The following is a 26,842-nucleotide window of genomic DNA, read 5'->3' as shown; positions in this document are numbered from 1 at the left end:
AAGAGCCTGGACGCCAGAAAGCTGCGACGACAAGAGCTGGGGACAAGCCCCGCATAAGCGCCCGTTGCGATGCTGAAATCCACTTTGGGCTCGAGGAGATTCCACCATGCCGATCGCGGGACAAAAGCTGGCCTTTGTCATGGCCTCGTCGAACCACGGCACGATGATCGTCAATCGATTTGACTATCGCATGGTCGGCCCTGATCGTGGTTACGGTGTGGGCTATCAGATCCTCAACACGGCCGCCTTCGATCCCGGTGAGGTCAAGATCGCGCTAGAACTGCTGGCGCTGCGACGCAAGCACCACGGCGACGGCGTGATCGCCATCGATTGCGGCGCCAATATCGGCGTGCACACGATCGAATGGGCGTCGGCAATGACCGGCTGGGGCTCGGTGATCGCGATCGAGGCGCAGGAACGCATCTATTATGCGCTCGCCGGTAACATCGCCATCAACAACTGCTTCAATGCGCTGGCCGTGCATGCGGCCGTGTCGTCCGAGCAGGGTACGCTGCAAATTCCAAATCCGGACTATTTCACGCCGTCGAGCTTCGGCAGCCTGGAATTGCGCCCGCGCCCGAGCAACGAATTCATCGGTCAGCAGATCGACTACGCCAACAATACCGTGCTCGTGCGCAAGATGACGCTGGACGAGCTCGGCCTGCCGCGGGTCGATTTCGTCAAGATCGACATCGAGGGCATGGAGATGGAGGCCCTTGCCGGCGCGCGCGAGACGATCGCAAAGTATCGTCCGATCCTGCTGATCGAGAAGATCAAGACCGATTTGCCGCAGCTCGAGCAATGGCTCGTCGATGCCGGCTACCAGTTGATGACGCTCGGCATCAACATTCTGGCCATCCATCAAAGCGATGTGTGCCTGAGGGACATCAACGCCGCCCCGCAAGGCGCCGGCCAGCAGCCCCACGCGGCTTGATGACGACGCGGGGAATGAAGGCGCATCCCGTCTAGCGCCTACTTCTGCACCATCGTCTGCGTGCCTGACGAGGCGGGGGCGGGCTCCCAGGGGGCCGGCAGTATGACGCGGATCGGATGGCTCTCGCCAACATGGTCACTCGCGCTCGCGGCCGGCCTCGCATGCTGATCCTGCGCGCCCTCGGCCGCGGCCACCGCGATAGACGCCAGGATCAAACTCGCCGCGATCACCAAAGCCCGCAAATCAAACACCATCATCTCCGTTCTCCATTGGCACAGAGAACGGCTGGGCGCCAAAAAAGTTCAGGGACAATGCTGCAGCGGCGATCATTCAAGAAGCGGTCATCCGGGCGGCGCCCGAGCGAAATGTGCTTGCCTGGCCGTGCATCCTTGAGCACTCTTTGCCGAATGGAGGCCAACACATGAAAATCACGACTCTCGCCTGCGCGCTCGGAACGGCCCTGGTGCTGCTTGGATCATCCGGCGCCGAAGCGCGGACACGGAAGGTCGTCGTCGTTCGCGCACCGCAGGAGCGGCTCATCGTCACCGCGCCCGTGCTGCGGCCGACGCCGTGGGATTACAATGTGGTTCCGCGCTATCGCTATCGTCCCGAGGACGACCGCGTCGACCCCAACGGTCCGCCGTTCGTGCCGTCCTACATTCGCTATGAAGGATGGCGCTGGCCGTATTGGTGGTAGCCATCGACAAGCTGCGATTCGTCGCTTCCACCGCCCCGGCTGATCCGGGTCCGCGTGATGGCGGCGACGCCGCGTGACCGTCATCCGCGGCGGCGCTTGGTGGCCTGGCCGATCACCCGCGGATGCGAGAAGTCGGCTTCGCCTTCAAGGGTTTGCGCCGGGTTGCTGACGGGGCCGGTGAACGCGCTCGTCCATTCTCCGAGCATCTCGTCGCGATCCGGCCAGGAATCCATGGATTCCTGGTCGCGATACATCGCGAAGGGGCGCAAAGTGCTCTCGTAGAAATCGACCTGGGCATGCCGGCGATATTGCCGTGCCTGGTAGCCGTTCCAGTGCAGGAGCTGGCCGAGCGGCCGGCGGTAGCGACGGTCCTGGTCGACGGCGGGATAGCCGATCGGGATCGTGCCATAGGCCCGCATCCAGTCGGGATAGCCCAGCACCTCCGCAAGCTCGCGGTTGGTCTCGGCCTCGCCGCCGCCGGAGAGCCAGGCGGAGGTGAGCCCTTCCGCCGTGACGCCGAGCTGGATGTTCTGGATGGCGGCTCCCAACGAGCAGAAGAAGATCGCCTCGTTGTTGTCGCGGTACTCGGCGTCGAACTCGGGCGTGGTCGCCTGCGGAAAGCACACCTTCCAGCGGGGATCGCCGAGCACGAGGATGATCGCCACGGTGTTGGCGAGATAGGTCTTCTTCACCGCCGGAAAGCCCTTGGCGTGATCGACCAGCCGCTGCGCCTGGCGCAGGAACACATCGAGCACCTTGTCGCGGACGGCGGCATCGTCGACGACGATGAAATCCCAGCATTGCACGTTCGCGCCCGACGGCGCCCAGCGGCCGCAATCGACGATCCGCTCCAGGACCGCGCGGCCGACGCTGCGGCCCGGCTCGAATTTCCGCACGCTGCGACGGCGGCGGATGATGTCCTGGAATAGCGGCCCCTCGGTCATGGCAGGATCCTCCCGGTCTTGTTGATGTTTAGTCTAGGTCGGCAGACGCGGGCGAGGAAGCGCTGTCGGACGCATTGCGTTGCGCTCCGTCAAGGCTACATTCGGGAGTTATTGAAGCGATCCAGCAAGCCGGGGGGCTGACATGAATTTTTTCAACGTCCGCATTTTTGCGCTCGTCGTCGCGGGGCTCGTTTGCAACGCGGCAAATCCTGCATCCGCGCAGATCGTGGCGCTCGGCCACAGCGCGGTCCACGGCAACGTCGCCGAATCCGAGATGTGGCCGGCCGTGCTGGAGGGAATGCTGCGCGCCAGGGGGTCTCAGGTTCACGTCGCCAATGCCGGCGTCTGGGGCGAGACCACCGACCAGACACTGGCCCGCACGCCGAGCGCGGTCCCCAACGGCACGAAGCTCGTCCTCCTCTGCGACAACCCGGCCAATGACGTCAGGCATAACTTGAACCCGGCCCAGGCCATGGCGAACATCGCCGCCATCAAGAGCCAGCTGAAGGCGCGGGGCATTCGCGTCATCGACGTCTGGGGCACCTACGTCTCGGTCTGGCGGCAACCCGGCAGCGTCGGTCCCGACGGGCGTCATCTCAGCGTCGAGGGCAACAGGAAGATGGCGGCGGCGGTGGTGGGGATGGTGAGGTAGGCGGGTTGTGCGCTGTCGCCCTCAGTCGCAAGATCAGGCCGTGAGGTGAGATGCCAAAAAAGCCGACGAGAAAGCTGAAGACCTATCAGACCTCGCTCGGCTTTTATGACCAGGCGGTCGCCGCGCCCTCGATGAAGGCGGCGCTGGAGGCCTGGGGCGCCAGGTCCAACCTGTTCCATCAAGGCATCGCCAGGGAGACCGACGATCCCGACATCGTCGCTGCGACCATGGCGGCGCCCGGTGTCGTGCTCAGGCGGCCGGTCGGATCGGACGGCCCGTTCACCGAGCATTCCGACTTGCCGACGGATCTCGGTGAGGACGAGGGCAAGCCGACATCCAGGGCCAGGTCGAAGAAACGTCCGGCCAAGAGGCCAGTGAAGAGCTCGGCCAAGCGGGCGGCGACGTCGGACGTCGACGATCGACAGGCGCGTGCGGCCGCTGCTGCCTTTGCCAAGGAAGAGCAGCGCCGCGAAGCCGCGCGGCGCAAGGAAGAGGCCGCCCGCGCCAGGGACCGCGCGCGCCGGGAGAAGGCGGTCGCGGCCGCCGAGGCGGCGCTGGAGAAGGCGCGGCGGGACCACGAGGCGCGGGCAGGCGCGATCGAAGCCGAGCGGGCCGCGCTGGAGGAGCGCGCCGCGGCCGAGGAAGCGCGCTGGGACAAGCAGCGCAAGACGCTGGCCGACGCAGTTCGCCGGGCGCGGGAGTAGGGGCGCGCGGGGAACCAAATGCGAAGGCACGCCATTGATCGGCATCACCTCACGATCAATGGAGACACGGATGGAACTGTCCGGGAAAAAGATTGCCATTCTGGCGACCAACGGCTTCGAGCAATCGGAACTCGAAGTGCCGCGCGATGCGCTCAAGGCGGCCGGTGCGACCGTCGAGATCATTTCGCCGCAAGCCGGCGAGATCAAGGGCTGGGACGCGAAGGACTGGGGCCGCCCCGTCAAGGTCGACAAGACCCTCGATCAGGCCTCGGCCGGCGACTACGACGCGCTCGTGCTGCCCGGCGGTCAGATCAATCCCGATCTGCTGCGTGTCGAGCCCAAGGCGCTTCAATTCATCAAAAGCGTCTTCGACGCCAAGAAGGTCGTTGCCGCGGTCTGTCATGCGCCCTGGCTGCTGGTCGAGACGGGGATCGCGAAGGGCCGCAGGATGACGTCCTACAAATCGATCAAGACCGACATCGCCAATGCCGGGGCGAAGTGGGAGGATTCGGAGGTCGTGGTGGACCAGGGCGTTATCACCTCGCGCAACCCCGGTGACCTCAAGGCTTTCAGCGCCAAGATCATCGAGGAGGTGAAGGAGGGGCGTCACATGCAGCGCAGCAGCGCGGCGTAATTTGCGGTGACGATGCAGCGCGTTGGGTGGGTTAGCCGCAAGGCGTAACCCACCGCCGTTCGTCCCGGAAACGAGACGTGTGGTGGATTACGCTTCGCTAATCCACCCTACCAGCCAATCCGCCCATCAATAGCGGCCGCCGGTGCCCTTTTGCTGCGTGATCCAATCCGACAATGTTTTTTTCGGTGGCGATTTCGCCATCCGGCCCGGTGATGCCTTCGGATGCTCGCGGACGCCTTTGGCCGGACGGGTGCGCGACGCGTCCGTTGCGCTCACGCCCTTCAATGCAGAATTCGATGCCTCCGCGGCTTCCTTCTCCAGGCGCAACTGTTTCAATCGCGCCATCTTGATGCGCTCGGCCTCGACTTCGGGTCGTTCAGCGAGGTGCGGCTTGTATTGAGCAGGCTCGGCCGTGACAAGGACACCGAGAATGGTCGTCTCGCCGAGCGCCTTGCAGGCCTCCAGCCGATGCAGTCCCTCGACCAGAACGAGCCGGTCTCCGTCGCGCCTGATGGAAATGGGCGTCTGCTGCCCGATGTCGAGCATGCTTTCCGCGATCTCCGCCACGATCTCGGGCTTGAGGGCTTTCTTCTGCTTGGTGGGAACGAAGATTGTCTCGATCGGGAAGCTTTCCGGTTTGGGCATGACTTAACTCCGCTTCTACCGGGACCGTCGGAACCGATGCTGGTGGGGGGCGGGAGTGTAGGAGGGAAGGGCGCGACCGCAAAGGCAAATTCGGTGGCTGGGTGTTGATGAGCGCGTAGGACGGGTTGAGCGATAGCGAAACCCATCAATAGTCGTCGCGACAGGATGGGTTTCGCAAGGGCAAACCCATCCTACGAACCATAGCTTCTTGATCTGAATCAAGACGATGACGCGCCAGGACGTGAACCTCGCGGCATTCGTCGAGAGGAGAGATCATGTTCCCGTCAAGAGCGACCTTCGCCGGAATTCCTGCCGTGATCCTGATGGTCGCGCAAGCGGACGCCCAGGTGACGATCGACGTTTCCAAGATCACCTGCGATCAATATCTCACCCAGCGCATCACCCATACGCGGACCGTGAACGTCTGGCTGGCGGGCTTCTACGCGGGTCGCCAGAACAACCCCGTCGTCGACGTGCAGGCCGTGGAGCGAAACGGCAACAAGCTCTCGCGCTTCTGCGAAACTCATCGTGACATGCCGCTGATGGATGCGATTGGCGCTGCGAAATAGGAGTGAGTATCGCGTGGCGCCGGCCTGGCTCGTAGGGTGGGTTAGCGAAGCGTAACCCACCACCTTTGTCGCCGCGAAAAAAGAGGTGGATTACGCCTTCGGCTAATCCACCCTACGAGCTAGTGCATGAGAATGGATTGAGCCTTTGCGAAGCCTATCATCGCTCCCGCACTATGCCGCATGCTCGGTGGATCTCGTGACGTCACCGCGTCCTGCGAGAAGGCCGACAATGGAGATATCTTCGTCAAGCGCTTCCCAGTGCAGTCCGACGCGGCTGAGCTCGACCTGTTCGCGTTCGCTGGGCGTTGCATGCAGCAGGCGAGGAAACCATGCGAGCGGGACACCGAGTGTCCGGCCGTCGGACAGTTCGACCCACATCGTGTGTTCGTCGAAGCGAACGCTAGTTGCCGAAATGGTCATGCCATGCCTTCAGGAGAAGATCGCGATTACTCTCGACGACTTGCAGGATATTCGAAAGTTCCCGCGGATTGAAGCCATAACTGTCGGCTATTGATATGGCAGGTTCAAGCCAGATCTTGGCGTCCCGGCCGCCACCTTTGACATGAATATGGGGCAGCTCGGGCGGCTGCCCCTCGTTCGAGAAGAAGTAGTAGCGCAAGCCGCCCTGGCGTAATGCAACTGGCATCGAGGCCTCCGGGCGGCTTGCGCTGTTCGGATCAGCTACATCCCGTCGTGCTGCCGCAAGTATCGCACTTCATACACGTGCCATTCCGCACCAGCGTGAAGTTGCCGCACTCGCTGCACATCTCGCCTTCGTAGCCCTTGGCCTTGGCTTCGGCGCGGCGCTCGGCCTTGCTGGGGGCTGCGGCTTGCGCGGCTCCGGCCTTGCTCCACTGGAGGGCTTCCAGCTTCTCGGTGGGCGAGAGGTCGTGGCTCACTTCCTGCTTCAAGGCGACGGCGCCTTCGAGGACATCGCCGACCCGTGCGCCGTGCGAGGCCAGCGCGGTGACCTTGCTACCGCCTGACGGAGCGTTGTCGCTGCCGGAGACGACCGCGGCGGAGCCGCCGCGCATCACCACGAGGTTGTCGGTGCGGGAGCGGGTGAGGCCGCGCGACACCAGCTTGTTGGCGTGGTGGGGCTCCTCCGGCTCCTTGCCTTCTTCCACGCCCTTGCCGAGCGCGTCGAAATTCGACTCGGTCGGATCGACATGGGCGAGATCGAAGCGCGACATGTAGCTCACCGCGAGCTCGCGGAAGACGTAGTCGAGGATCGAGGTCGCGTATTTGATGCTGTCGTTGCCCTGCACGGGGCCCGCCGGCTCGAAGCGGGTGAAGGTAAAGGCGTCGACATATTCGTCGAGCGGCACGCCGTATTGCAGGCCGAGCGACACCGCGATGGCGAAGTTGTTGATGAAGGAGCGCAAGGCCGCGCCTTCCTTGTGCATGTCGATGAAGATCTCGCCGAGACGGCCGTCGTCATATTCGCCGGTGCGCAGGTAGACCTTGTGGCCGCCGACGACCGCCTTCTGGGTGTAGCCCTTGCGACGGTCCGGCATCTTCTCGCGCTCGCGCATCACGATGATGCGCTCGACCAGCTTCTCGACGACCTTTTCGGCCACCTGGGTGGTCCGCGCCGCCATCGGCTTCTCGTGCAGCAGCTCGACCGCATCGTCCTCGTCCTCGTCATCGCTGATGAGCTGCGAGTTGAGCGGCTGGCTGAGCTTGGAGCCGTCGCGATAGAGCGCGTTGGCCTTCAGCGCGAGCTTCCACGACAGCATGTAGGCGGACTTGCAGTCCTCCACGGTGGCGTCGTTCGGCATGTTGATGGTCTTGGAGATCGCACCGGAGATGAAGGGCTGCGCTGCCGCCATCATGCGGATGTGGCTCTCGACCGAGAGGTACCGCTTGCCGATCTTGCCGCAGGGATTGGCGCAGTCGAACACCGAATAGTGCTCGGCCTTCAGGTGCGGGGCACCTTCCACCGTCATCGCGCCGCAGATGTGGACGTTGGCCGCCTCGATCTCGCGCTTGGTGAAGCCGACGGCCTGGAGCAGGTCGAAGCCGGGCGCGGCAATGGCTTCCGCGCCGATGCCGAGCTGGTCGCGGATGAAGTCTTCGCCAAACGTCCACTTGTTGAAGGCGAACTTGATGTCGAAGGCGGTCGGCAGGGCCTTTTCGACCTTGGCGATGGCTTCGTCGGTGAAGCCTTTCGCCTTGAGGGTCGAGGCGTTGATGCCGGGGGCGTTGGAGAGCGAGCCGTGGCCGACGGCGTAGGCTTCGATCTCCGCGATCTCGCTCTCGCGATAGCCGAGCGCGCGCAGCGCCGCGGGGACCGCGCGATTGATGATCTTGAAGTAGCCGCCGCCGGCGAGCTTCTTGAACTTCACCAGCGCGAAATCAGGCTCGATGCCGGTGGTGTCGCAATCCATGACGAGGCCGATCGTGCCTGTCGGCGCGATCACCGTGGTCTGGGCGTTGCGATAGCCGTTGACCTCGCCGAGCTCGAGCGCCGCATCCCAGGCAGCCTGCGCATGCGCGACCAGGTCGGCCTGCGGGCAGGAGACGAGGTCGAGCGGCACCGGGTTGACGCTGAGCGCCTCGTAGCCGTTGGACTGGCCGTGGGCGGCGCGGCGGTGGTTGCGGATCACGCGCAGCATGTGCTGGGCGTTCTTCTTGTAGCCCGGGAAGGTGCCGAGCTCGGCCGCCATTTCCGCCGAGGTCTTGTAGGTGATGCCGGTCATGACGGCGGTCAGCGCGCCGCAGAGCGCGCGGCCTTCCTTGCTGTCATAGGACAGGCCCATGGTCATCAGGAGGCCGCCGATATTGGCGTAGCCGAGGCCGAGCGTGCGGAACTCGTAGGAGAGCTCGGCGATCGCCTTCGACGGGAACTGCGCCATCATCACGGAGATTTCGAGCACGATGGTCCACAAGCGGCAGAGATGCTCGTAACCCTCGACGTCGAAGCGCTTGGCCTCGATGTCGTAGAACGTCAGCAGGTTCGCCGAGGCAAGGTTGCAGGCGGTGTCGTCCAGGAACATGTATTCAGAGCACGGATTGGACGCGCGGATGTCGCCGGAGGCCTTGCAGGTGTGCCAGTCGTTCATGGTGGTGTTGAAGTGCAGGCCCGGGTCGGCCGACGCCCAGGCGGCGTAGCCGATCTTTTCCCAGAGGTCGCGCGCCTTCAGCGTCTTCGTCACCTTCTTGGAGGTGCGGGCAGTCAGGTTCCAGTCGCCATCGGTTTCGACGGCGCGCAGGAAATCGTCCCGCAGCGAGACCGAGTTGTTGGAGTTCTGGCCTGACACCGTGAGGTAGGCTTCGCTATCCCAGTCGGTGTCGTAGACGTCGAACTGGATGTCCTTGTAGCCCTGCTTGGCGAACTGAATGACGCGCTTGATGTAATTGTCAGGCACGAGGCTGCGGCGCGCGAGCTTGATCTCGCGGCGGAGCGCCGGGTTCTTCTCGGGGTCGAAGCAATCGTCGCCCGAGCCTTCGCAGTTCACGCAGGCCTTCAGCACCACCTTGAGGTGCTTCTGGTTGATTTTGGAGCCGGTGACGAGGGCTGCGACCTTCTGCTCCTCCTTCACCTTCCAGTCGATATAGGTCTCGATATCGGGGTGATCGACGTCGACGACGACCATCTTGGCGGCTCTGCGCGTCGTGCCACCCGACTTGATCGCGCCGGCGGCGCGGTCGCCGATCTTGAGGAAGCTCATCAGGCCCGAGGAGCGGCCGCCGCCCGAGAGTTTCTCACCCTCGCCGCGCAAACGCGAGAAATTGGAGCCGGTGCCGGAGCCGTATTTGAACAGGCGGGCTTCGCGGACCCAGAGGTCCATGATGCCGCCCTCGTTGACGAGGTCGTCGCCGACGCCCTGGATGAAGCAGGCGTGCGGCTGCGGATGCTCATAGGCCGACTTGGACTTGGTCAGCTTGCCGGTGAAGGGGTCGACGTAATAGTGGCCCTGGCCGGGGCCATCGATGCCATAGGCCCAGTGCAGGCCGGTGTTGAACCATTGCGGCGAGTTCGGCGCGACCATCTGCATGGCGAGCATGTAGCGGAGCTCGTCATAGAAGGCCTGCGCGTCTTCGTCCGACGAGAAATAGCCGCCCTTCCAGCCCCAATAGGTCCAGCAGCCGGCGAGGCGGTCGAACACCTGCTTGGACGAGATCTCGCTGACATAGCGCTCCTTCTCGGGCAGGGCGGCGAGGGCGTCGGTATCGGGCACGGAGCGCCACAGGAACGAGGGGACGGATTCCTCCTCGACCTTCTTCAGGCGCGCGGCGACGCCGGCTTTGCGGAAGTATTTCTGGGCGAGCACGTCGGAGGCGACCTGCGACCATTCGGTCGGGACCTCGACGCCGTCCATTTTAAACACGACCGAGCCGTCGGGATTCCTGATCTCCGACGTGGTCAGCCGGAATTCGATCCCGGCGTAAGGTGACTGTCCCGAAGTGGTGTGGCGCCGCTCAATCCGCATCGTCTTGCCCCGTCCTTGTCTTTGACCGAACTGCCTCCGCAAGGCGCCCGGGTCGCTATTTCAATTCGCGATTCCTCCGACGGCCTCATCGGCCCAAAGGCTTCGCAGTTCAGCCGGTGGTTTCCGGCCCAGTTTCTCCCGGGGATGTCGGGTGCTTGCACCTCTCATCCGCCGGCATGTCCAGGTCCGTCCGCCCCCAAGGGGATGAGCCCGACATGCGTTCAAACGCCCCACAACGCCGCTACTCTTCACGTCACGCTCGTGCCATTCGGCACCAGCGTGAACTCTGCCTTCCGAGCCTGTTGCCGGCCCGTTCTGGCGCCCCAGGAGTCCGCTGTCCGCGGGCAGACAAGCCCTTCTCCCGCTGCCTTCGTCTGGCTTGGCGGAGTGCAGTTCTGCGGACCCTTTGGGGGAGTGCCGGCGGGACGCAAACTCACTCGCGCCGAACGGATCGAAAGCTAGGACTCTCCGTTGCGCCCGTCAAGAACTAGTGCGAGTTCCTGAATCAAATACTAAATATGGTGGATTGCGGGGGATAACAGGGGGCCAAGCCCGCGCCTGTCTTGAGCCAAGTATCAGTGAGTCCTCAGGGATTCCCAACCAAAAAAATTCGCATCCCGTGACGATACGGATGCTTCATCCCGATGTTCACAGGGCAGGTATATTTTTCGGGATCGGGATTGCGTCAGCGGGACTCACGTACGGGTACGGAAGCTCGGGGCAGGCATGCCCGCCGCGGTGGTGGCGGCGGGGGCGAATCCACGCCAAGCTGAAGCTCGATTTTGCCGGACCACCCAATGCTTGATTCAACCAAACCGGCGATGCGGCCACGCATCGCCCCGGCCGGCCTGATGTTCCTCGCGATCACCTCGATCGGCTGGGGCTTCAACTGGCCGGTGACGAAATTCCTGATCGGCGAGCTGCCGCCGCTCACCCTTCGCGGCGTCACCGGCGTGCTCGGCGCCGGGCTGCTGGCGCTGTTCGCGCTGGTGCGCGGCGACAGCCTGAAGGTAGCGTCCGCCATCTGGCCGCGGCTGATGACGGCGGCCATGCTCAACGTCACGGGCTGGATGGTGCTGATGGGACTGGCGCTGCTCTGGCTGCCGGCGAGTGAAGCCGCGCTGATCGCCTACACCATGCCGGTCTGGGCCTCACTGATCGCCTGGCCCGTGCTCGGGGAGCGGCCGACGGTGCTGCGCACGCTGGGGCTGGTGATGGCCTTTGCGGGGCTCGCCTCGATCATGGGCGGCAACGGCATTGCCGCCAGCGTGGAGAAGCTGCCGGGCATCGTCATGGTGCTGGGCGGCGCGTTCGGCTTTGCCGTCGGCACGGTGTTCTCGAAAAAATACCCGATCCATCTGCCGCCGATCACGGCCGCGGCCTGGCAGATCGGCATCGGCTGCCTGCCGATCTCGGTCATTGGCCTTCTTGTCGAGACCACGCATCTGGACAAGGTGACTCCAACAGGCTGGTGGCTGCTGATCTATTCCACCGTGGTGCAGTTCTGCATCGCCTATGTCAGCTGGTTCGCAGCGCTCGCGCGCCTGCCGGCCTCGGTCGCTGCGATCGGGACGATGGCAGTGCCCGTCATCGGCGTCGTCGCATCCGCGCTCGCGCTGCACGAGCCGCTCGGGGCAGGGCAGATCGCCGGGCTGATCTTCACGCTCGCCGCGGTGGTGCTGGCGACGCGATAGATCCGCGGCCGGGCTGCTTGGCCTCGGGAAGGAGTTTACCGGCTCGTGGTGAATCCTGCCGACCTGACTCGAGATGTGCCAACGACAGCCCTTCGGTTTTGCAAGATCGCGGCTTGCGGGCCCTGCATCCAGTCGCGATCGGCGCGATCATCTTTGATCGCAGCACGCGACTTCTGCTTTTGTTGACATATCTCAAGGTTCTCTCGAGACGACGATAACAAGCTTCGCAGGAGAAACCGTCCGCTGGGAATGAACGATGACAAAACACTTCTTGGGAATGTTCGCGATTGCGTCAGTGATGATTGTGCCTACCGCATCGGTCGCGCAAACCTTTCCGCAAGACGTTCCGATGGAGATCATGTGCTGGAGCCAAAATGCCAAGGCATGGGTCGTCGGCTATGTCCACACCGTCAAAGAGAACGGTGAGGCGGTTTACCAAGGCCAGGGTGGAAGACTCAACGCGACATTGAATGCCGCGCGCGTACTGGTGGCCCCCTCTGATCGCCCGGCGGGCCTGGACTGCTATGGTAAGACGCTAGACCAGCTACGCGCGATGGGTCGCCTCATCTCCCTACAACGCGTCCCAACCGCTTCACAATAAGGCGTAGCCGCAACAAGGCAGCGGAGCCATCGCTATTCGTCTCACCTCTCATCATCCTTCTGACCATCCAAGACCATGAGGTGACGATCGCCATTGAAATGCTTGATGTGCCTCAACAAGGTGCCGGTCCGACCGGGTAAATTAGGCAATCAAAAATGGAGGGCGCCACGATGAAACCTTCGCTTGCACTGTCTGCATTCCTGACAACTGGGTTGGTCGCCGGCATCGTGGCCCTAAGTACGGAGACCGCGAATGCGGTCGTTTACTGCCAATATGTCGACTATCCCGTTGGATGCATCGTCAGGCCCGGAGTCGTGCTCCGGCCGCGGCCGGTCGCGCGCGCCGTGGCTACCCCCGGAGTAGGGGCCGTGGGAACTCCGATGAACCGCGGCGGTCCTGTCAATCGTGCCGGTCGGCGCTGAGCCGACATCCAACTGCTGCCAGTCCATCGGAAAGAGTATCCCGCGCCTTCAATTCATTTCCCCGTCTTTTGCTGAGGTCGCTGACATGAGACATATAATGGCTGCGGTCGCCGCGCTGTCCCTGATCGCGCTGCTGCCAATTCCGGCGAATGCCCAGCAAGCTGCTCCGCCTGCGGTCGTGCTGCCGACCGACCGCACCGTGCTGCCGATTCCCGAGCCTGAATATCCGCACAGCACGGTCTTCGACGCCCGCAATGCAACGCCGCCGCCGCGCTTCGAGGTCAAAGCGCCTCCCAGTGCTCCAAACGTGCTCATCGTGCTGATCGACGACATGGGTTTCGGCCAGTCGGGTGCCTTTGGCGGCCCGATCCGCATGCCGACGGTGGAGAAGCTCGCAAATGAAGGCTTGCGCTACAACGAGTTCCATACGACCGCGCTCTGTTCGCCGACGCGCTCGGCGCTGTTGAGCGGCCGCAATCATCACATGAACAACTTTGGATCGATCGCTGAAACCGCGACGACCTTTCCCGGGCAGACCGGGCAGCGGCCCAACAGCGTTGCCACCATCGCGGAGATGCTGAGGCTGAACGGTTACAGCACCGCCCATTTCGGCAAGAACCACGAGACCGCGGCATGGGAAGTAAGCCCCTCGGGTCCGACGGATCGCTGGCCGACCCGCCAGGGCTTCGACAAGTTCTACGGCTTCATGGGCGGCGAGACCAACCAATGGGCTCCGCTGATTTATGACGGCATGACTCAGGTCGAGCCGTCGAAAGATCCCAACTACAATTTCATGACTGATATGACCAACAAGGCGATCGACTGGATGCAGTACCAGAAGTCGCTGACGCCCGATAAGCCGTTCTTCATGTACTTCGCACCGGGCGCGACCCATGCACCGCATCACGTGCCGAAGGAATGGATCGCCAAGTACAAAGGCAAGTTCGATCAGGGCTGGGACAAGCTGCGCGAGGAGACGCTGGCCCGCCAGATCAAGCTCGGCGTGGTGCCGTCGGGGACGAAGCTCGCGCCCAAGCCGGAAGCCATCAAGGATTGGGCCGCGCTGAGCGCTGACGAAAGGAAGCTGTTCGCTCGCCAGATGGAGGTATTCGCCGGCTTTGGCGAATACGCCGACACCGAAATTGGCCGTCTCGTCGATGCCGTCAAAGCCACCGGTCAACTCGACAACACGTTGATCTTCTACATCGTCGGCGACAACGGCGCGAGTGCGGAAGGCGGCATGAACGGGCTGTTCAACGAGATGACCTACTTCAACGGCGTGCAGGAGAGCGTCCAGGACATTCTCAAGCACTACGACGAGCTCGGCAGCCCGACGACATACAGCCACTATGCTGCCGGCTGGGCCGTCGCAGGCGACACCCCCTTCACATGGACGAAGCAGGTGGCTTCGAGCTATGGCGGCACGCGCAACGGCATGGTCGTCCACTGGCCCAAGGGCATTGCGGCGAAGGGCGAGGTGCGCTCGCAATGGCACCACGTGATCGATATCGTACCGACGATCCTGGAAGCCACGAAGATTCCCGAGCCGAAGAGCGTGAACGGAACGGTGCAAACGCCGATCGAAGGCGTGAGCATGGCTTACAGCTTTGCCAATCCCGGCGCTTCCAGTCCGCATACGACCCAGTACTTCGAGATCTTCGGCAACCGCGCGATCTATAGTGACGGCTGGTTGGCCGGCACGATTCACCGGGCGGCGTGGGAAACCAAGAATCGCAGGCCGCTCGAGCAGGATGTCTGGGAACTGTATGATACGCGGTCGGACTTCAGCCTGGCGAACGATCTGGCAGCTAACAACCCGGACAAACTGAAAGAGCTTCAGGACCTCTTCCTCAAGGAAGCCATCAAGTACTCGGTACTGCCGCTCGACGACCGCACGCTGGAGCGACTGAACCCGGCCCTCGTCGGGCGCCCCGACTTGATGGCCGGCCGCACCTCGCTGACGGTGCACGAGGGCATGCTTGGCATGTCGGAGAATGTGTTCATCAACACGAAGAACCGCTCGCATGCGATCACGGCCGATATCGAGATTCCGGCAGCCGGCGCCAGCGGCGCTATCCTTGCGCAGGCCGGCAGGTTCGGCGGCTGGAGCCTGTACCTGAAGGACGGCAAACCAACTTACACCTACAATTTCCTTGGTCTCCAGCGATTCACGATAGCCGCCCAGCAGGCTTTGCCTGCAGGGAAATCCACGATCCGCTTCGAGTTCGCCTATGACGGCGGCGGCATCGGCAAGGGCGGCGTCGGCACGCTGTTTGTGAACGGCAAGAGTGTTGCCACGGGTCGGATCGATCGCACGCAATGCTGCGGCTTCTCGGCGGACGAAGGCGCGGATGTCGGTGCCGACGAAGGTACTCCTGTAACCGAAGCCTACAAGGTGCCGTTCAAATTCTCCGGCAAAATCAGCCAGGTGACGATCGAGTTGAAGGAAATGAAAAAGGCCGACAGTGAAGAAGCCGTAGAGGGTCGCAAGGCGGCGATGTTGAAGAAAGGTTTGTCCGATTGAGCAGTCGCGCTGATCGCGGGCAGCCTCTCCGCAGATTCTTGCAGCCGAGGGCCTGTGACATTAATGCGCCACTTAAGACGTTGTTTCGACGTTCAAGGTGAGCGGCATTGCATTGCAGATCGAACGGTGCGGGAATAATCGGCAATGGTGGTCGGAGGTGAGGAAGCAATGCAACGCGTCAGTTCGACATCACAAGGCGCGTGGCTGAGAACCAGTCTCGTCTGCCTGGGCTTGCTGGCTGCCTCCTGTCAAAGCGTCCGCGCCGACGAAAATGGCATCTCGTTCTGGCTTCCGGGACAGTTCGGGAGCCTTGCGGCCTTGCCGATCACGCCGGGCTGGTCGCTAGGCACCGTTTATTACCACACGTCCGTCGCCGGCTCGGGCGGTATCGCTGCGTCTCGAGAGATTACGGTTGGCAAGCTTCCGGCGACGGTCAACGTGAGCCTGAACGCGAGCCTCAATGCGCAAGCCGATATTTTGATCCTTGCGCCGACCTATACGTTCGGCACGCCCGTGATGGGCGGTCAACTGGCTGTGGGGCTTACCGGCACATTCGCGCGAAGTGCCGTCGGCCTTGATGGAACGCTGACCACCAATGTGGGCCCGTTCGGCACGACCCGAACCGGCAGTCTCTCCGACACGCTGGTGTCGGTCGGCGATCTCTATCCCGTGGCGTCGCTGAAGTGGCACAGCGGCGTGCACAACTGGATGACCTACGTCACCGGCGACATTCCCGTCGGAGATTATCAATCGACCCGTCTTGCGAACACGGGCATCGGTCACGGCGCCATCGACGGAGGCGGTGGTTACACATACCTCGATCTCGCCACCGGGCAGGAATTCTCCGGCGTTGCAGGGTTCACCTACAACTTCAAGAACCCCGACACGCAGTATCAGAGTGGCGTCGATTTCCATTTCGACTGGGGAGTCTCCAAATTTCTCTCCAAGCACGCGTTCGTGGGTTTCGTCGGATACGCCTATCAGCAGGTCACGGACGATTCCGGTCAGCACCCCATTCTCGGCCCATTCCGATCGCGCGTTCTCGGCATCGGGCCGCAATTCGGCTATCTCTTTCCGGTCGGAGACATGCAGGGCTACCTGAACGTGAAGGCCTATGGCGAGTTTGACGCCGCGAACCGCCCGTCCGGCTGGAATACGTGGCTGACATTCTCGATCTCGCCGGCCGCGCCCGCCAGCACAGTGGCTCCAACGCGCCACAATATCTCGAAGTAAGAAAGCCACCCGGACCGGCGTCTGGATTTGGGAAGAACATTTTCTGGTTTATTCCGGGCGCTAACTCGCGACCGCCCCGCCATCACCCAGCGCCTTCCGGATCATCTCCGCAAGCTGGTTGCGGCGATACGGCTTTGTCAGGAGCAGCACGCCGTCATCGAGCTTGCCGTGATGGACGATGGCGTTGTCGGTGTAGCCGGAGGTGTAGAGCACCTTCAGGCCAGGTCTGCGCTTGGCGATCTCTTCGGCGAGCACGCGGCCGCTCATGCCGCCAGGGATAACGACGTCGGTGAAGAGCAGGTCGAAGGCCTGGCCGGCCTCGATCATCTGCAGCGCCGCCTTGCTGTCGCCGGCGGCGATGGTCTTGTAGCCGAGGCTCTGGAGCTGCGCTGTGACGAAATTGCGCACCAGCGGGTCGTCCTCGACGATGAAGATGGTTTCGGCGCCGCCCTCGGCCCGCATTTCGCCGGGGGCAGCCGCTTCCGCCGTGCCTACGCCCGGCGGCAGATAGAGCTTGATCGTGGTGCCGTGGCCTTCCTCGCTGTAGATCTTGATGTGTCCGCCGGACTGTTTGACGAAACCGTAGACCATGGAGAGGCCGAGGCCGCTTCCCTTGCCGACCTCCTTGGTGGTGAAGAACGGCTCGAACGCCTTCTCCTGCACGCCCTGCGGCATGCCGGTGCCGGTGTCGCTGACCGCGAGCATGACATAGGGACCGGGCCGGACGTCGGCATTGGCCTGCGCATAGGCTTCGTCCAGTACGACCCGATGGGTCTCGAGCAGCAGCTTGCCGCCGCTGGGCATCGCGTCGCGGGCGTTGATCGCCATGTTGAGCACGGCGTTGGTGAGGCGCGATGGATCGATGTGCGAGGTCATCGGCCCCTGTTCCAGCACGGTCTCGATCTGGATCTGCTCGCCGAGGGTCGGGCGCAGCAGTTTGGCGATATCGGAAATGGCGCCGTTGATCTCGACGTCGCGCGGTTGCAGCGGCTGTTTTCGCGCGAAGGACAGCAGGTGCTGGATCAGCTCGGCGCAGCGCTCGGCGGCATCGTCGATCAGGCGGGCGGTGCGCTGCAGCTCGGGCTGCCCCTTCAGGCCCGCCACCAGCGTCTCGGTATTGCCCGAGATCACGGTCAGCATGTTGTTGAAGTCGTGCGCGACGCCGCCGGTCAGCTTGCCGATCGAGTCGAGTTTCTGCGACTGATGCAATTGCCGCTCGGTTTCGCGCGAGGCGGTGGCGTCGTGATAGACCAGCACCGCGCCCGAGATGTTGCCTTGCCCGTCGCGCATCGGCCGGCCGCTGACCATCAGATGGCGCGTGCCGCTGCCGCTGTGCGGGCGGACGATCATCTCGAGCTCTTCGAACGGCTCGCCGCGCAGCACGCGCGCCGACGGCAGCTCGTCGGGCTTGAGCGGCGTGACGCCATCGCCACGGAACACATCCGACAGCGCGCGCAGATTGCGCAGGTTCATGCCGGCGCGGTGCAGCAGAATGCGCTCCGCGGCCGGATTGGACAAAAGGACATTACCCTCGGCGTCGATCACCAGCACCGCTTCAGCCATGCTGCGGAAGGTGCTTTGCAGCACGTTGACCGACAGGCGTAACTCGTCATGGGCCGTGACAAGGTGAGCGGTGCGCTCGGCCACGGCGGCCTCGAGCTGCTGATTGGCTGCCGTGGTCTCCAGCAGCGAGCTTTTGAGATGCACGGTGGCGCGCTGGCTTTCGCGCATCACGATCACCACCAGCAGCAGGATCACCATTGCGCCGATCACGTCGATGCCAAGAAGGACGATGCCGGTCCGGCGTGAATCCGCCTCGCGGGCGGCGAGCAGCTTCTCCTCGCCGGCCGTCAGCAGCCCAAGGTTTTGCGTGAGCGTCTCCATGAGGCCGCGACCTTCGGCCCGATCCCGCATCGCGTTGAGGCCATCGCTATCGCCGGCCTCGCGCAGCCGCAGCGCTTCGGAGGCGACCCCGATGCGGCGGAGGATGAGTGGCTTAGTGTCCTCCAAGAGCTTGAGCTGGCCGGGATTGTCCCGCAGGGCGACCTCGAGATCGGCCAGCGCCGGCTCGATCTGGCTCCGTGAGGCCTGAAAATCCTCCACGAAGCCGTGGGTGCGGTAAATCTCGTAGCCGCGCGCGGCGCTCTCGGCCCGGCGGACCCACAGGCGCACGTCCGAGATCTTCTTCAGCACCTCGATGGTGTGATTGACCCAGGCCGCATCCGACCGCGATTTGAGGTCGAGGCCGATCGAGGCGGCGGTGATGAGCAGGAGGATCGCAAGTCCAGCACCGAGAATGACGCGCTGCGAAGGGATCAAGGTGCCTCTTTCCGGTCCTTCGGTGGCGCCGTCTCGCCGAGCGACTCCCGGACCGCGGTCAGGAGCGCCTCGGGCGTGAAAGGCTTGCGCAGGCAGCGCGTCGCGCCGAGCTCCAGGGCCATGCGGAGAAAGTCCGGGGATGGCGAGGCGGACGAGGCGAAGGCGTAGCCTGACATGGCTATCAATGGAACAGACGGCGCGCGTTCGTGAAAGATGCGGATGGATTCAAAGCCGCGCATATGCGGCATGAAGATATCAACCAGCATCACGTCAAACGTCTGCGCTTCCAGCGCAGCAAGCCCTGTTTCGCCGCCGTCGGTCAGCGTGACGTCGAAGCCCTGGCGCAGAAGGAGGACCTCGATGGTCGCGCCGACCATCGGATCGTCATCTACCACGAGGATACGCGGCATGACATTTCCCAGTAGGTCGAAGACCCCACAGTGACTGGTGATATAGGCGAATCGTACGCCGGGTCAATTTTGGACTGGACCCTCACAGATATGCACGTCGCAATGCATAGCGCCTCTGCGAGTTCCGGAGTTTTGCGACGGGTGCCAAGATGAATTCCATCGAATTTCAATGACAGGTTGAAGCAGATGCGCGCAAGCAGCAAATGCTCTGTCCTGCGACATTGGCATTCTCTCCATGGCTTGCGACGGGACGCCTCGGCGATGAGCGTCGCCGGTCATGCGCGATCGACGATGAACAAAAGCAAGGGCGGCGCCGATCAATCGGCGCCGCCCCAAGCATCATGATTCTTCAGGCGACCCTACGGGCAGGGATGGCGCAGGCCGTCGTAGCCGAGATAAGTGCCGGACGCCGGGTCGTAGGACCGGTAGCGCTGAGCACAATAAGCCGGCGAGTCACCGCCACTGTCGGGCACCACGGCCACGGCCACGCCGTCGTCGTCATAGCCATCGTTGCCATAGTAATAGGGCTCGTTGTAGTAGCCGCCGCCGTAATAGGCGTATGAGCCGAGCGCGCCCACCGCTGCACCGGCTGCAACTCCTGGCCAGAAGCCGCCGCCGCGATGATGCCAGCCGCCGCCGTGCCACCCGCCGCCGTGCCAGTTGCCGCCGCCGCCGTTCCACTGGCCACCGCCTGCTGCGAAGGTGCGACCACCACCGTTGAAGGCGGGCCCACCACCTTGGCGAACGGCCGCGAAATTGCCGCCGCCGCCCCCGATCCGGGCGCCACCAAAGTTACCGCCGCCCATGCGGGCACCGCCGCCGCCGAAGTGCGCACCGCCGCCACCGAAGTGAGCTCCGCCGCCACCGCCGCCCATCGCGTGGCCGCCGCCGCCACCGCCGTGACCACCACGGCCCTGGGCGAAGCTCGGGGTCGCCACCGGAAGGACCAGTGCCAGCGCTGCGGCAGCGCTCAAAACTCTCAGGTTTCTCATGTTCAAACTCCTTTTCCAGCAAGCAAACCCGCCGAAGGGGCCGTTGTTCCGGCGGTCACGCCGCTGTGCGCGTAATGTCCAGATTTTCACGCGGCCGCTGTACCCGGCATGAACGGACTGTGCTCGCTCTGCGGCGGCGGGCGCCGGGGCACCGCGCCTGGCGTGGGGCAAGGCCGCACCGGCCGAACTGGACATTTGGCCCTGCCGATGGCATCAGGACCCCACGAAGCAGGGCCCTTGCCGCATGAAACAATTTTTCCTGAAGCTCTTCACCTGGTGGAACGGCCAGACCTTTGGCACGCAACTCTGGACCTCCAGGTACGGAGAGCTGGTCGGTGAGGACGAGCAGGGCAACCGCTACTACCGCACCCGCGGCGGCAAGATCGATCCGACGCTCGGCTTCGAGCGGCGCTGGGTGATCTACAACGGCTACGCCGAGGCCAGCCGCATCCCGACGGGTTGGCACGGCTGGATGCATCACGTCGTCGACGTGCCGCCGACCGAGGAGAACTACCAGCCGCGCGAATGGCAGAAGCCGCACCAGCCGAATCCGACTGGGACGGCCAAGGCCTACCGTCCGCCCGGCTCGACGCTCGCCAGCGGCAAGCGTCCCAAGGCGACGGGCGACTACCAGCCTTGGACTCCAGGCTAGATTCGGACGCCCGGCTAGGTTTGGACGCCTGGCTAGATTTTCAGGTTTGAACTTTGTCATTGCGGTGGATGCACCCGCATCCGGTTCATCTTGCTGTGGACAACGGGAACAGCGGGGATGCCGCCTGCGCGGACGTTGCGCCAGCGCCCGCGTTGGGGCTCAATGAACCCATCTTGCGGAGATGGGAAACCATCGCGTTCGGTTCGGGCAACAGTTCGCGACTGTCCCGAGATGCAGCGGCCGCCGAGGAAGGACTCGATCGGGAGATAGGCCCCCGGTCTGGAAGCTCCGACATCGCCCGATGAGAATGTGCGCCGCCGTGAGACAGGAAAGGCCGCCCGGGAAACCGAGCGGCCTTTTTCTGTTGGGGCTCTCTAAGCCAGGCGCTCGGCAGCGCGCCTGGCGGCATCGAGGCGGCGGGCCTGGAATGGCGCGACCCGCTCCTTCATCAGCGCAAGCACCTCGGCCGGCGCAGTCTCGGGCGAGCCGGCATTGAAGGGCGGCGCGGGATTGTATTCGAGGCGAAGCTGAACGGCTTCGGCGGTGGTGCGGTCGACCAGCAGCGACACCAATGTCAAGGCAAAATCAATTCCCGCGGTGACACCGCCACCCGTGACGCGGTTTCGATCGATGCAGACGCGCGTTTTCGTCGCGGTCGCACCGAACAGCGCCAGCATGTCCATCGCACTCCAATGGGTGGCGGCGTTGTAGCCTTTCAAAAGACCTGCCGCGCCCAGCACCAGCGATCCCGTGCAGACCGACGTGACGAACCTCGCGCTCGAGGCCTGCCTGCGCACGAAGTCGAGGGTCTCCTCGTCATTGAGGAGGGCATCGGTGCCGAAGCCGCCGGGAATGCAGATCACATCCAGCTGCGGGCAGTCGGCGAATGTCACCGTCGGCGTCAGCATCAGCACGCTATCGCTCGGCACCGGGTCGAGCGTCTTCCAGATCAGGTGCACGGTCGCGCCGGGGACGGATGAAAACACCTGTAACGGCCCGGTGAAGTCGAGCTGCGTGACGCGCGGGAACACCAAAAGGCCGATCTGGAGCGGTGCCGACATGAGAGCCTCCAAAGAAGAGCTTGACGGGCGCAGTCTGGCATGATGCCCTCCTGTCCAAAATGGCGTATTTCCCTCGCTTTCGGACATGACATGATCGGCATCCTGATCTTCCCCGGCTTCCAGCTGCTCGATGCGGCCGGCCCGATTTCGGCCTTTGAAATCGGCGGACGTTATTCGGGCAAACCGCTGTCCATCCGCGTGCTGGCGTTGAACGCGGGGCCGGTGCGCTCTTCATCCGGCGTCGAGATGATGGCGCAGGATTTCAAGTCGGCCAGGACGATCACGACGCTGGTCGTGGCGGGCGGCGACGGCGTGGGAGACGCGGCACGCAGCAAGACGACGCTCGCTTTCGTGCAGCGGCTGGCCAGGCGCGGCGTGCGGATCGCGAGCGTCTGCTCGGGCGCCTATGTGCTTGCGGAGGCCGGCCTGCTCGACGGCCGCCGCGCCACCACGCATTGGGGCCGGACGCGCGATTTCGTCGCGCGCTATCCCAAGGTGAAGTTCGAGCCGGACCAGATCTTCACCCGCGACGGCAATGTCTGGACGTCGGCGGGCATCAGCGCCGGCATTGATCTTGCGCTCGCGATGATCACCGAGGACCATGGCGAGGACATCGCGCAGGCGACCGCGCGCCAGCTCGTGCTCTACCATCGCCGCAGCGGCGGCCAGTCGCAGTTCTCATCGCTGCTGGAACTGAAGGCGCCGAACGGCCGCTTCGGCGGGCTGTTGTCCTGGGCCCGGGAAAATCTCGACGCGCCGCTGACGGTCGAAAATCTCGCCGATCGCGCCGGCATGAGCGCGCGGCATTTCGCGCGTGCATTTGCCGCGGAGACCGGCACGACGCCGTCGAAGGCAATCGAGCGGTTGCGCATCGAGGCCGCCCGCGAACGCGTGCAGTCCTCGCGCGAAGCGATCGAGCGCGTGGCGGAAGCGACCGGCTTCCGCGATCCTGAAAGAATGCGCCGCGCCTTCATTCGCGCCTTCGGCCAGCCGCCGCAGGCTCTGCGGAGGGCGGCGCGGGCGGGGTAGGGCACGTGCCTGGATCGAGGAGGGCAGCCGCGCCGGTATGCTCGTGGGTTGCTACTTTTGCTGAATGCGATTCAGATAATCGATGACCGAAAGAATGCGCTTGCGCACGACGACCTCAGGACGTTGATCCGGGCCGGCCTTCTCCCAATAAGACGGATCAACGTAGTGCGGCAGGTTGACGATGGGATTGAACCGCTCGCCCCAAACCGGCATTTCGCGATTGCCGTGAGTGGGAATGGTTTTCGATCCGTCGATGATTTCATAGACGGCGCTTGCGGGAAATTCGCCGTTGTTTTTCCTGGCCAGAATTGTCAGATCGGGAGGCGGAATTTTGAGCTGCTCGCTCACCGGTCCCTTGCCCCTCGCATCCGCACCATGACAGCTCGCGCACGACGACAAGAATTCTGACTTGCCGACGTCGAGGTCTTCAGCCTGAACCGCGGCGGCGAAACCAGCGATAAGACCGACAGTCACCAAGCTTGTCACACCAGATTTGACCATGTCGCGCTCCGACGGCGGCGGGTAAGGACTCAATCACTAGCCGCTTCGCTCCCCGACGGCTTGACGCACATCAAGACTCGTCTCCGAGGATGCCCGGCACGGCTGTCAGCCTGATGAGGTCGTACCGGCCGCGTCCGCCCGCGCCGTCAGCCGTCGCGCGATCGGCATCAGCATGTAGGGCGCAAGGTGGATCGGAAACTGCGTCAGCGCGAAATAGAGCCAGGTCGTCGGCGGCAGAGCGCCGGCGGTCGCAGCCAGCATCAGGCCGAGATTGCGCTGGGACACCATCAGTCCGAGCGCGAGTGCGCGCTCGGTGCCGATGCGGCCGAACAGCAAGGCCGTCACTGCCAGCAACGTGAAGTAGATCGCAAAGGCGAGCGCCGCGATGCCGATCGTGAAGAGGGGATCGGCGACGACATCGTGTGCGACGTCGCCCATGATCGCGGACGCGAAGATGAAGAGGATGATGATGTTGAAGCCGTCGATCGGCTGCTTGTGACGCTGGATCGCCCCGGCCCCGAAAATCCGCCTGATCGCGGTTGCCGCCAGCAGCGACGCTGCCAGGATGCCGAGCAGCTTCAGTCCGAGCGCGAGCGGCGAGATGCTCAGCATGCCGCCAAGGAAAAGGCTCGCAAACAGCGACGCGGTGAAAGGCACGACTGCGGTTGCGCTCACCAGCGTCACCAGCACGAGCGTCGCATCAAGCCCCATCAAGGCTGCGAGCGCCGGGGCTGCCATCATCGGCGAGGCCATGCTCTGCAGGATCAGGGCCAGCGACAGGCCGGGCGCGCGCTCGACGAGTCCGCTTGCATGTGCCACCAGGCCGACGATGACAGGCACGCCGACCATGGTCCAGACTGTGGCGGTTGCCACCAGCGCCGGCCGGCGCAAATGGCCGTACAGCGCCACCAGATCGACGCGCATGAACGAGATGCAAAGCAGGCAGAGGATCGCCTCGGTGATATAGGGCCGCAGCAGCAGGCCGAGCGGCGGCACCGCCATCGCGACGAACACGACGGAAGCCACAGCGCGCGTGCCCTGGCCGCCGAGCCAGGTCAGGCCACGGAGGGGAAGCGCGAAGATAGTTCGAAGCGCGGAAATCATTCGGATGGATTTGTCAGCCCAGTGCCTTCAGCTCGAAGGGAGGGCGGCCGGCTCCAGGAGGGCCTTGTAGAGGGCGGCGGCATCGACATCGAGCACGACGGGCATGGGGCGCGACCTGGGGTTTCCGGTTTTGGTGATGATTGGGCGTCGTTCTCGGGGGCATTGCCTGCCTCGGCCCTGGGGCGAAGCCGGCCAACTATCCCATCCGTGGGCCGGTCTGGCCAGACGGCGGCGGGCAGGGCAGGAATGCCGCCCTTTCCCCGCCGTATTCGCCGTGTTAACCGGTTGGCCTGCGAGCGGCGGTATCCCCTGTAGAATGTCCAACGAGCCCGATTCGCTGTTGAAGCCGCGCGAGATCATGTTCCGAACCATTACCCTGACAGGTCTTGCGGCGCTGTTGGCCGCCACAGCGCTGACGGCTGCGACGCCGGCACGGGCTCAGATTGGCACGATCTTCTCCGATCCGCCGCCGCTGCGTCCGCCGGGGAGCATCCCTCGCGGCGGGCAGCCGCAACCGCAGCCGACCCCCGACGACGACGAAGAGGTACCGGAGCTGCCGCCGCAGGGCCGCGTTCTGCCGTCGCGCCCGATGCCGCGCCAGGGCAATGCCCTGCCGGGACCGGTCGAGACCCAACCGCTGGCACCGCCGCCGGGCACCACCATCGTCCCGCAGAACCAGCCGCCCGCCGTGGCGGTTGCGCCGCCCGGCGCGCCTGCTCAGCCGGGGGCCCCCGGACAGCGCCAGCCGCAACAGAAGGGCGGGACGCAGCAGGGCGCCGTCCCGCAGGCCCCCGCGAGCCTCCAGCCGGGCGACGAGGTCGTCACCGAGCCGCCGGCCCAGAAGATCGTGAACAAGAAGGCGACCTTCTCCGGCCTCGACAAGATCACCGGGCGCATCATCAATTTCGACGAGGACATCGGCGAGACCGTGCAGTTTGGCGCGCTGCGCGTGAAGACCGACGCCTGCTACACGCGGCCCGCCACGGAAGCCACCAACACCGACGCCTTCGTCGAGGTCGACGAGATCACCTTGCAGGGCGAGGTCAAGCGGATCTTCTCCGGCTGGATGTATGCCGCAAGCCCCGGCCTGCACGGCGTCGAGCACCCGATTTACGACATCTGGCTGACCGACTGCAAAGAGCCGCAGCAGACCATTGCGACCGCAGCGCCTGATCCCGCGACCAAGCCGGTCGCACCGCCACCGCCGCCTCCGGCACAGAAGAAGGCCGCCCCCAAGCAGGCCGTGCAGCAGCGTCCGGTGCAGCCTCTGCCGCCGCCGCCGCAGCAACCGCCGCCGCCTCCGCCGCCGGAGCAGCGGCCGGGCCTGTTCGGCATTCCCGGGTTTGGCAGCCGATAGGCTCCGGTCGTCTATTGCCGCGAGGCGATGATCTCGAGCGCGCGCGCGCCCGGGATCGCATCGCCCTTGGACAGCCGCAGGAAATCGCCGGGCTCGCCGGCGAGCGCCTTGTCGAGCAGGCTGGTGTAGCGCCGCCGCGAGATCTCCGCCGCACCAAAGCTTTTGAGATGCTCGGTGACATATTGCGTGTCGAGCAGCTCGAAGCCGCCATGGATGAGACGCGCGACCAGATGCACCAGCGCGACCTTGGAGGCATCCCGCGCGGTGTGGAACATGCTCTCGCCGAAGAAGGCGCGCCCCAGGCTCACGCCGTAGAGACCGCCGACGAGGTCATCGCCCTGCCAGGCCTCGACGCTGTGGCAATGGCCGAGGTCGTAGAGCCCGCCATAGAGGTCGCGGATGCGCTTGTTGATCCAGGTGTCCTCGCGTCCGGCCTGCGGCGCGGCGCAGCCGGCAATGGTCGCCTTGAATGCAGTGTTGACGGTGACGCGAAACGCATCCGAGCGCACGGTGCGCGCAAGGCGCGAGGCGACGCGAAAACCATCGAGCGGGATCACGCCGCGCATTTCCGGCTCGACCCAGAACAGGGTCGGGTCGTCGGCGCTCTCGGCCATCGGAAAGATGCCGCAGGCATAGGCGCGCAGCAGCACGGCGGGCGTGATTTCAGACGAAGCGGAGTCGCGCGAAGTCATGGTGCAAAATAATAGCAGGATCGCGCCGCGCATGCG

At 64.2% G+C, this 26,842-nt stretch carries 27 protein-coding genes; 14 read left to right on the top strand and 13 right to left on the bottom strand.

Going from position 1 to position 26,842, the window contains the following annotated elements; genetic code table 11:
* Positions 1-106 precede the first annotated feature (106 nt).
* Positions 107-934, top strand: coding sequence for an FkbM family methyltransferase (locus JQ621_RS03800; protein ID WP_212233058.1), 828 nt, complete (start codon positions 107-109; stop codon positions 932-934).
* Positions 935-972: 38 nt separating this feature from the next.
* On the opposite strand, the gene JQ621_RS03795 is transcribed toward JQ621_RS03800, so the two are convergent.
* Complete coding sequence (locus JQ621_RS03795) at positions 973-1,191, bottom strand: hypothetical protein (protein ID WP_249124638.1); 219 nt, start codon at positions 1,189-1,191, stop codon at positions 973-975.
* Between the two features lie 164 nt (positions 1,192-1,355).
* Between JQ621_RS03795 and JQ621_RS03790 the strand changes: the two genes are divergently transcribed.
* Complete coding sequence (locus tag JQ621_RS03790; protein ID WP_212233057.1) at positions 1,356-1,631, top strand: hypothetical protein; 276 nt, start codon at positions 1,356-1,358, stop codon at positions 1,629-1,631.
* An 80-nt stretch (positions 1,632-1,711) separates the two neighbouring features.
* On the opposite strand, the gene JQ621_RS03785 is transcribed toward JQ621_RS03790, so the two are convergent.
* Positions 1,712-2,575, bottom strand: a complete 864-nt coding sequence (locus JQ621_RS03785; protein ID WP_212233056.1) for a nitroreductase family protein — start codon at positions 2,573-2,575, stop codon at positions 1,712-1,714.
* Positions 2,576-2,717: 142 nt separating this feature from the next.
* On the opposite strand from JQ621_RS03785, the gene JQ621_RS03780 reads away from it, so the two are divergent.
* From JQ621_RS03780 to JQ621_RS03770, 3 genes are all read left to right on the top strand, one after another.
* Positions 2,718-3,227 carry a GDSL-type esterase/lipase family protein gene (locus JQ621_RS03780; RefSeq protein ID WP_212233055.1) on the top strand — a complete coding sequence of 170 codons (510 nt, stop codon included), beginning with the start codon at positions 2,718-2,720 and terminating at the stop codon, positions 3,225-3,227.
* 50 nt (positions 3,228-3,277) lie between these two features.
* Complete coding sequence (locus JQ621_RS03775; protein ID WP_212233054.1) at positions 3,278-3,931, top strand: cell envelope biogenesis protein TolA; 654 nt, start codon at positions 3,278-3,280, stop codon at positions 3,929-3,931.
* 70 nt (positions 3,932-4,001) lie between these two features.
* Entirely contained in the window at positions 4,002-4,565 is a 564-nt protein-coding gene (locus JQ621_RS03770; protein WP_212233053.1) for a type 1 glutamine amidotransferase domain-containing protein, read from the top strand.
* A gap of 126 nt (positions 4,566-4,691) precedes the next feature.
* Here JQ621_RS03770 and JQ621_RS03765 read toward each other — a convergent pair whose 3' ends face one another.
* Complete coding sequence (locus tag JQ621_RS03765) at positions 4,692-5,210, bottom strand: ParB N-terminal domain-containing protein (protein WP_212233052.1); 519 nt, start codon at positions 5,208-5,210, stop codon at positions 4,692-4,694.
* Between the two features lie 275 nt (positions 5,211-5,485).
* Between JQ621_RS03765 and JQ621_RS03760 the strand changes: the two genes are divergently transcribed.
* Positions 5,486-5,779, top strand: coding sequence for an HdeA/HdeB family chaperone (locus JQ621_RS03760; protein ID WP_212233051.1), 294 nt, complete (start codon positions 5,486-5,488; stop codon positions 5,777-5,779).
* A gap of 171 nt (positions 5,780-5,950) precedes the next feature.
* Here the strand turns inward: JQ621_RS03760 and JQ621_RS03755 are convergent, their stop codons facing one another.
* Genes JQ621_RS03755 through JQ621_RS03745 form a run of 3 tightly spaced genes read right to left on the bottom strand, consistent with a single transcriptional unit; the run spans position 5,951 to position 10,215 of the window.
* Positions 5,951-6,199, bottom strand: coding sequence for a DUF2442 domain-containing protein (locus JQ621_RS03755; RefSeq protein ID WP_212233050.1), 249 nt, complete (start codon positions 6,197-6,199; stop codon positions 5,951-5,953).
* Positions 6,180-6,425, bottom strand: a complete 246-nt coding sequence (locus JQ621_RS03750) for a DUF4160 domain-containing protein (protein WP_212233049.1) — start codon at positions 6,423-6,425, stop codon at positions 6,180-6,182. The genes JQ621_RS03755 and JQ621_RS03750 overlap by 20 nt, the downstream gene beginning before the upstream one ends.
* Before the next feature lie 31 nt (positions 6,426-6,456).
* Positions 6,457-10,215, bottom strand: a complete 3,759-nt coding sequence (locus tag JQ621_RS03745; protein ID WP_212233048.1) for a vitamin B12-dependent ribonucleotide reductase — start codon at positions 10,213-10,215, stop codon at positions 6,457-6,459.
* A 797-nt stretch (positions 10,216-11,012) separates the two neighbouring features.
* Here JQ621_RS03745 and JQ621_RS03740 point away from each other — a divergent pair.
* The 5 genes from JQ621_RS03740 to JQ621_RS03725 all read left to right on the top strand — a co-directional run bounded on the left by JQ621_RS03740 (position 11,013) and on the right by JQ621_RS03725 (position 16,689).
* A complete protein-coding gene (locus tag JQ621_RS03740) occupies positions 11,013-11,909 on the top strand; it encodes a DMT family transporter (protein ID WP_212233047.1) in 897 nt (298 codons plus the stop codon).
* 256 nt (positions 11,910-12,165) lie between these two features.
* Complete coding sequence (locus tag JQ621_RS03735) at positions 12,166-12,510, top strand: hypothetical protein (protein ID WP_212233046.1); 345 nt, start codon at positions 12,166-12,168, stop codon at positions 12,508-12,510.
* A gap of 170 nt (positions 12,511-12,680) precedes the next feature.
* Positions 12,681-12,932 carry a hypothetical protein gene (locus JQ621_RS35305; RefSeq protein WP_249124637.1) on the top strand — a complete coding sequence of 84 codons (252 nt, stop codon included), beginning with the start codon at positions 12,681-12,683 and terminating at the stop codon, positions 12,930-12,932.
* A 97-nt stretch (positions 12,933-13,029) separates the two neighbouring features.
* Complete coding sequence (locus JQ621_RS03730) at positions 13,030-15,456, top strand: arylsulfatase (protein ID WP_249124635.1); 2,427 nt, start codon at positions 13,030-13,032, stop codon at positions 15,454-15,456.
* Positions 15,457-15,624: 168 nt separating this feature from the next.
* The gene (locus JQ621_RS03725) at positions 15,625-16,689 is read left to right on the top strand and encodes a SphA family protein (protein ID WP_212233044.1); all 1,065 of its coding nucleotides are present in this window, start codon (positions 15,625-15,627) and stop codon (positions 16,687-16,689) included.
* Positions 16,690-16,749: 60 nt separating this feature from the next.
* Here JQ621_RS03725 and JQ621_RS03720 read toward each other — a convergent pair whose 3' ends face one another.
* The 3 genes from JQ621_RS03720 to JQ621_RS03710 form a co-directional block, all read right to left on the bottom strand.
* Entirely contained in the window at positions 16,750-19,008 is a 2,259-nt protein-coding gene (locus JQ621_RS03720) for a CHASE3 domain-containing protein (RefSeq protein ID WP_212233043.1), read from the bottom strand.
* Positions 19,005-19,418, bottom strand: coding sequence for a response regulator (locus JQ621_RS03715; protein WP_212233042.1), 414 nt, complete (start codon positions 19,416-19,418; stop codon positions 19,005-19,007). Before JQ621_RS03715 ends, JQ621_RS03720 begins: the two co-directional genes overlap by 4 nt.
* 359 nt (positions 19,419-19,777) lie before the next feature.
* Positions 19,778-20,410: a BA14K family protein gene (locus tag JQ621_RS03710; RefSeq protein ID WP_212233041.1), complete on the bottom strand. Its 633-nt coding sequence runs from the start codon at positions 20,408-20,410 to the stop codon at positions 19,778-19,780.
* A 244-nt stretch (positions 20,411-20,654) separates the two neighbouring features.
* On the opposite strand from JQ621_RS03710, the gene JQ621_RS03705 reads away from it, so the two are divergent.
* Positions 20,655-21,062, top strand: a complete 408-nt coding sequence (locus tag JQ621_RS03705) for an NADH:ubiquinone oxidoreductase subunit NDUFA12 (protein ID WP_212233040.1) — start codon at positions 20,655-20,657, stop codon at positions 21,060-21,062.
* A 374-nt stretch (positions 21,063-21,436) separates the two neighbouring features.
* Here the strand turns inward: JQ621_RS03705 and JQ621_RS03700 are convergent, their stop codons facing one another.
* Complete coding sequence (locus tag JQ621_RS03700) at positions 21,437-22,123, bottom strand: DJ-1/PfpI family protein (protein WP_212233039.1); 687 nt, start codon at positions 22,121-22,123, stop codon at positions 21,437-21,439.
* A gap of 90 nt (positions 22,124-22,213) precedes the next feature.
* Between JQ621_RS03700 and JQ621_RS03695 the strand changes: the two genes are divergently transcribed.
* Positions 22,214-23,152 (top strand): GlxA family transcriptional regulator, encoded by a 939-nt coding sequence (locus tag JQ621_RS03695; protein ID WP_212233038.1) that lies wholly within the window; start codon positions 22,214-22,216, stop codon positions 23,150-23,152.
* A gap of 51 nt (positions 23,153-23,203) precedes the next feature.
* Here the strand turns inward: JQ621_RS03695 and JQ621_RS03690 are convergent, their stop codons facing one another.
* Together JQ621_RS03690 and JQ621_RS03685 are read right to left on the bottom strand one after the other, a co-directional pair.
* The gene (locus tag JQ621_RS03690; RefSeq protein WP_212233037.1) at positions 23,204-23,653 is read right to left on the bottom strand and encodes a c-type cytochrome; all 450 of its coding nucleotides are present in this window, start codon (positions 23,651-23,653) and stop codon (positions 23,204-23,206) included.
* A 105-nt stretch (positions 23,654-23,758) separates the two neighbouring features.
* Complete coding sequence (locus JQ621_RS03685; RefSeq protein WP_212233036.1) at positions 23,759-24,757, bottom strand: Na+-dependent transporter; 999 nt, start codon at positions 24,755-24,757, stop codon at positions 23,759-23,761.
* A 316-nt stretch (positions 24,758-25,073) separates the two neighbouring features.
* On the opposite strand from JQ621_RS03685, the gene JQ621_RS03680 reads away from it, so the two are divergent.
* Positions 25,074-26,114, top strand: a complete 1,041-nt coding sequence (locus JQ621_RS03680) for a DUF2155 domain-containing protein (RefSeq protein WP_212233035.1) — start codon at positions 25,074-25,076, stop codon at positions 26,112-26,114.
* Between the two features lie 11 nt (positions 26,115-26,125).
* Here JQ621_RS03680 and aat read toward each other — a convergent pair whose 3' ends face one another.
* Positions 26,126-26,806, bottom strand: coding sequence for a leucyl/phenylalanyl-tRNA--protein transferase (gene aat / locus JQ621_RS03675; protein WP_212233034.1), 681 nt, complete (start codon positions 26,804-26,806; stop codon positions 26,126-26,128).
* Positions 26,807-26,842: the final 36 nt, after the last annotated feature.

The sequence above is a fragment of the Bradyrhizobium manausense genome (assembly GCF_018129685.1).
GTDB classification, from domain to species: Bacteria; Pseudomonadota; Alphaproteobacteria; order Rhizobiales; family Xanthobacteraceae; genus Bradyrhizobium; species Bradyrhizobium manausense_D.
This window is presented reverse-complemented; position numbering and strand designations above follow the sequence as displayed.

What these genes read in the sequence shown, in the direction of transcription:
- JQ621_RS03695 (WP_212233038.1), top strand. Translation starts at nt 22,214, where the DNA reads ATGATCGGCATCCTGATCTTCCCCGGCTTCCAGCTGCTCGATGCGGCC.
- JQ621_RS03740 (WP_212233047.1), top strand. Translation starts at nt 11,013, where the DNA reads ATGCTTGATTCAACCAAACCGGCGATGCGGCCACGCATCGCCCCGGCC.
- JQ621_RS03795 (WP_249124638.1), bottom strand. Translation starts at nt 1,191, where the DNA reads ATGATGGTGTTTGATTTGCGGGCTTTGGTGATCGCGGCGAGTTTGATC.
- JQ621_RS03705 (WP_212233040.1), top strand. Translation starts at nt 20,655, where the DNA reads ATGAAACAATTTTTCCTGAAGCTCTTCACCTGGTGGAACGGCCAGACC.
- JQ621_RS03715 (WP_212233042.1), bottom strand. Translation starts at nt 19,418, where the DNA reads ATGCCGCGTATCCTCGTGGTAGATGACGATCCGATGGTCGGCGCGACC.
- JQ621_RS03710 (WP_212233041.1), bottom strand. Translation starts at nt 20,410, where the DNA reads ATGAGAAACCTGAGAGTTTTGAGCGCTGCCGCAGCGCTGGCACTGGTC.
- JQ621_RS03725 (WP_212233044.1), top strand. Translation starts at nt 15,625, where the DNA reads ATGCAACGCGTCAGTTCGACATCACAAGGCGCGTGGCTGAGAACCAGT.
- JQ621_RS03750 (WP_212233049.1), bottom strand. Translation starts at nt 6,425, where the DNA reads ATGCCAGTTGCATTACGCCAGGGCGGCTTGCGCTACTACTTCTTCTCG.
- JQ621_RS03765 (WP_212233052.1), bottom strand. Translation starts at nt 5,210, where the DNA reads ATGCCCAAACCGGAAAGCTTCCCGATCGAGACAATCTTCGTTCCCACC.
- JQ621_RS03760 (WP_212233051.1), top strand. Translation starts at nt 5,486, where the DNA reads ATGTTCCCGTCAAGAGCGACCTTCGCCGGAATTCCTGCCGTGATCCTG.
- JQ621_RS03770 (WP_212233053.1), top strand. Translation starts at nt 4,002, where the DNA reads ATGGAACTGTCCGGGAAAAAGATTGCCATTCTGGCGACCAACGGCTTC.
- JQ621_RS03745 (WP_212233048.1), bottom strand. Translation starts at nt 10,215, where the DNA reads ATGCGGATTGAGCGGCGCCACACCACTTCGGGACAGTCACCTTACGCC.
- JQ621_RS03700 (WP_212233039.1), bottom strand. Translation starts at nt 22,123, where the DNA reads ATGTCGGCACCGCTCCAGATCGGCCTTTTGGTGTTCCCGCGCGTCACG.
- JQ621_RS03735 (WP_212233046.1), top strand. Translation starts at nt 12,166, where the DNA reads ATGACAAAACACTTCTTGGGAATGTTCGCGATTGCGTCAGTGATGATT.
- aat (WP_212233034.1), bottom strand. Translation starts at nt 26,806, where the DNA reads ATGACTTCGCGCGACTCCGCTTCGTCTGAAATCACGCCCGCCGTGCTG.
- JQ621_RS03690 (WP_212233037.1), bottom strand. Translation starts at nt 23,653, where the DNA reads ATGGTCAAATCTGGTGTGACAAGCTTGGTGACTGTCGGTCTTATCGCT.
- JQ621_RS03775 (WP_212233054.1), top strand. Translation starts at nt 3,278, where the DNA reads ATGCCAAAAAAGCCGACGAGAAAGCTGAAGACCTATCAGACCTCGCTC.
- JQ621_RS03680 (WP_212233035.1), top strand. Translation starts at nt 25,074, where the DNA reads ATGTCCAACGAGCCCGATTCGCTGTTGAAGCCGCGCGAGATCATGTTC.
- JQ621_RS35305 (WP_249124637.1), top strand. Translation starts at nt 12,681, where the DNA reads ATGAAACCTTCGCTTGCACTGTCTGCATTCCTGACAACTGGGTTGGTC.
- JQ621_RS03730 (WP_249124635.1), top strand. Translation starts at nt 13,030, where the DNA reads ATGGCTGCGGTCGCCGCGCTGTCCCTGATCGCGCTGCTGCCAATTCCG.
- JQ621_RS03780 (WP_212233055.1), top strand. Translation starts at nt 2,718, where the DNA reads ATGAATTTTTTCAACGTCCGCATTTTTGCGCTCGTCGTCGCGGGGCTC.
- JQ621_RS03790 (WP_212233057.1), top strand. Translation starts at nt 1,356, where the DNA reads ATGAAAATCACGACTCTCGCCTGCGCGCTCGGAACGGCCCTGGTGCTG.
- JQ621_RS03785 (WP_212233056.1), bottom strand. Translation starts at nt 2,575, where the DNA reads ATGACCGAGGGGCCGCTATTCCAGGACATCATCCGCCGCCGTCGCAGC.
- JQ621_RS03800 (WP_212233058.1), top strand. Translation starts at nt 107, where the DNA reads ATGCCGATCGCGGGACAAAAGCTGGCCTTTGTCATGGCCTCGTCGAAC.
- JQ621_RS03685 (WP_212233036.1), bottom strand. Translation starts at nt 24,757, where the DNA reads ATGATTTCCGCGCTTCGAACTATCTTCGCGCTTCCCCTCCGTGGCCTG.
- JQ621_RS03755 (WP_212233050.1), bottom strand. Translation starts at nt 6,199, where the DNA reads ATGACCATTTCGGCAACTAGCGTTCGCTTCGACGAACACACGATGTGG.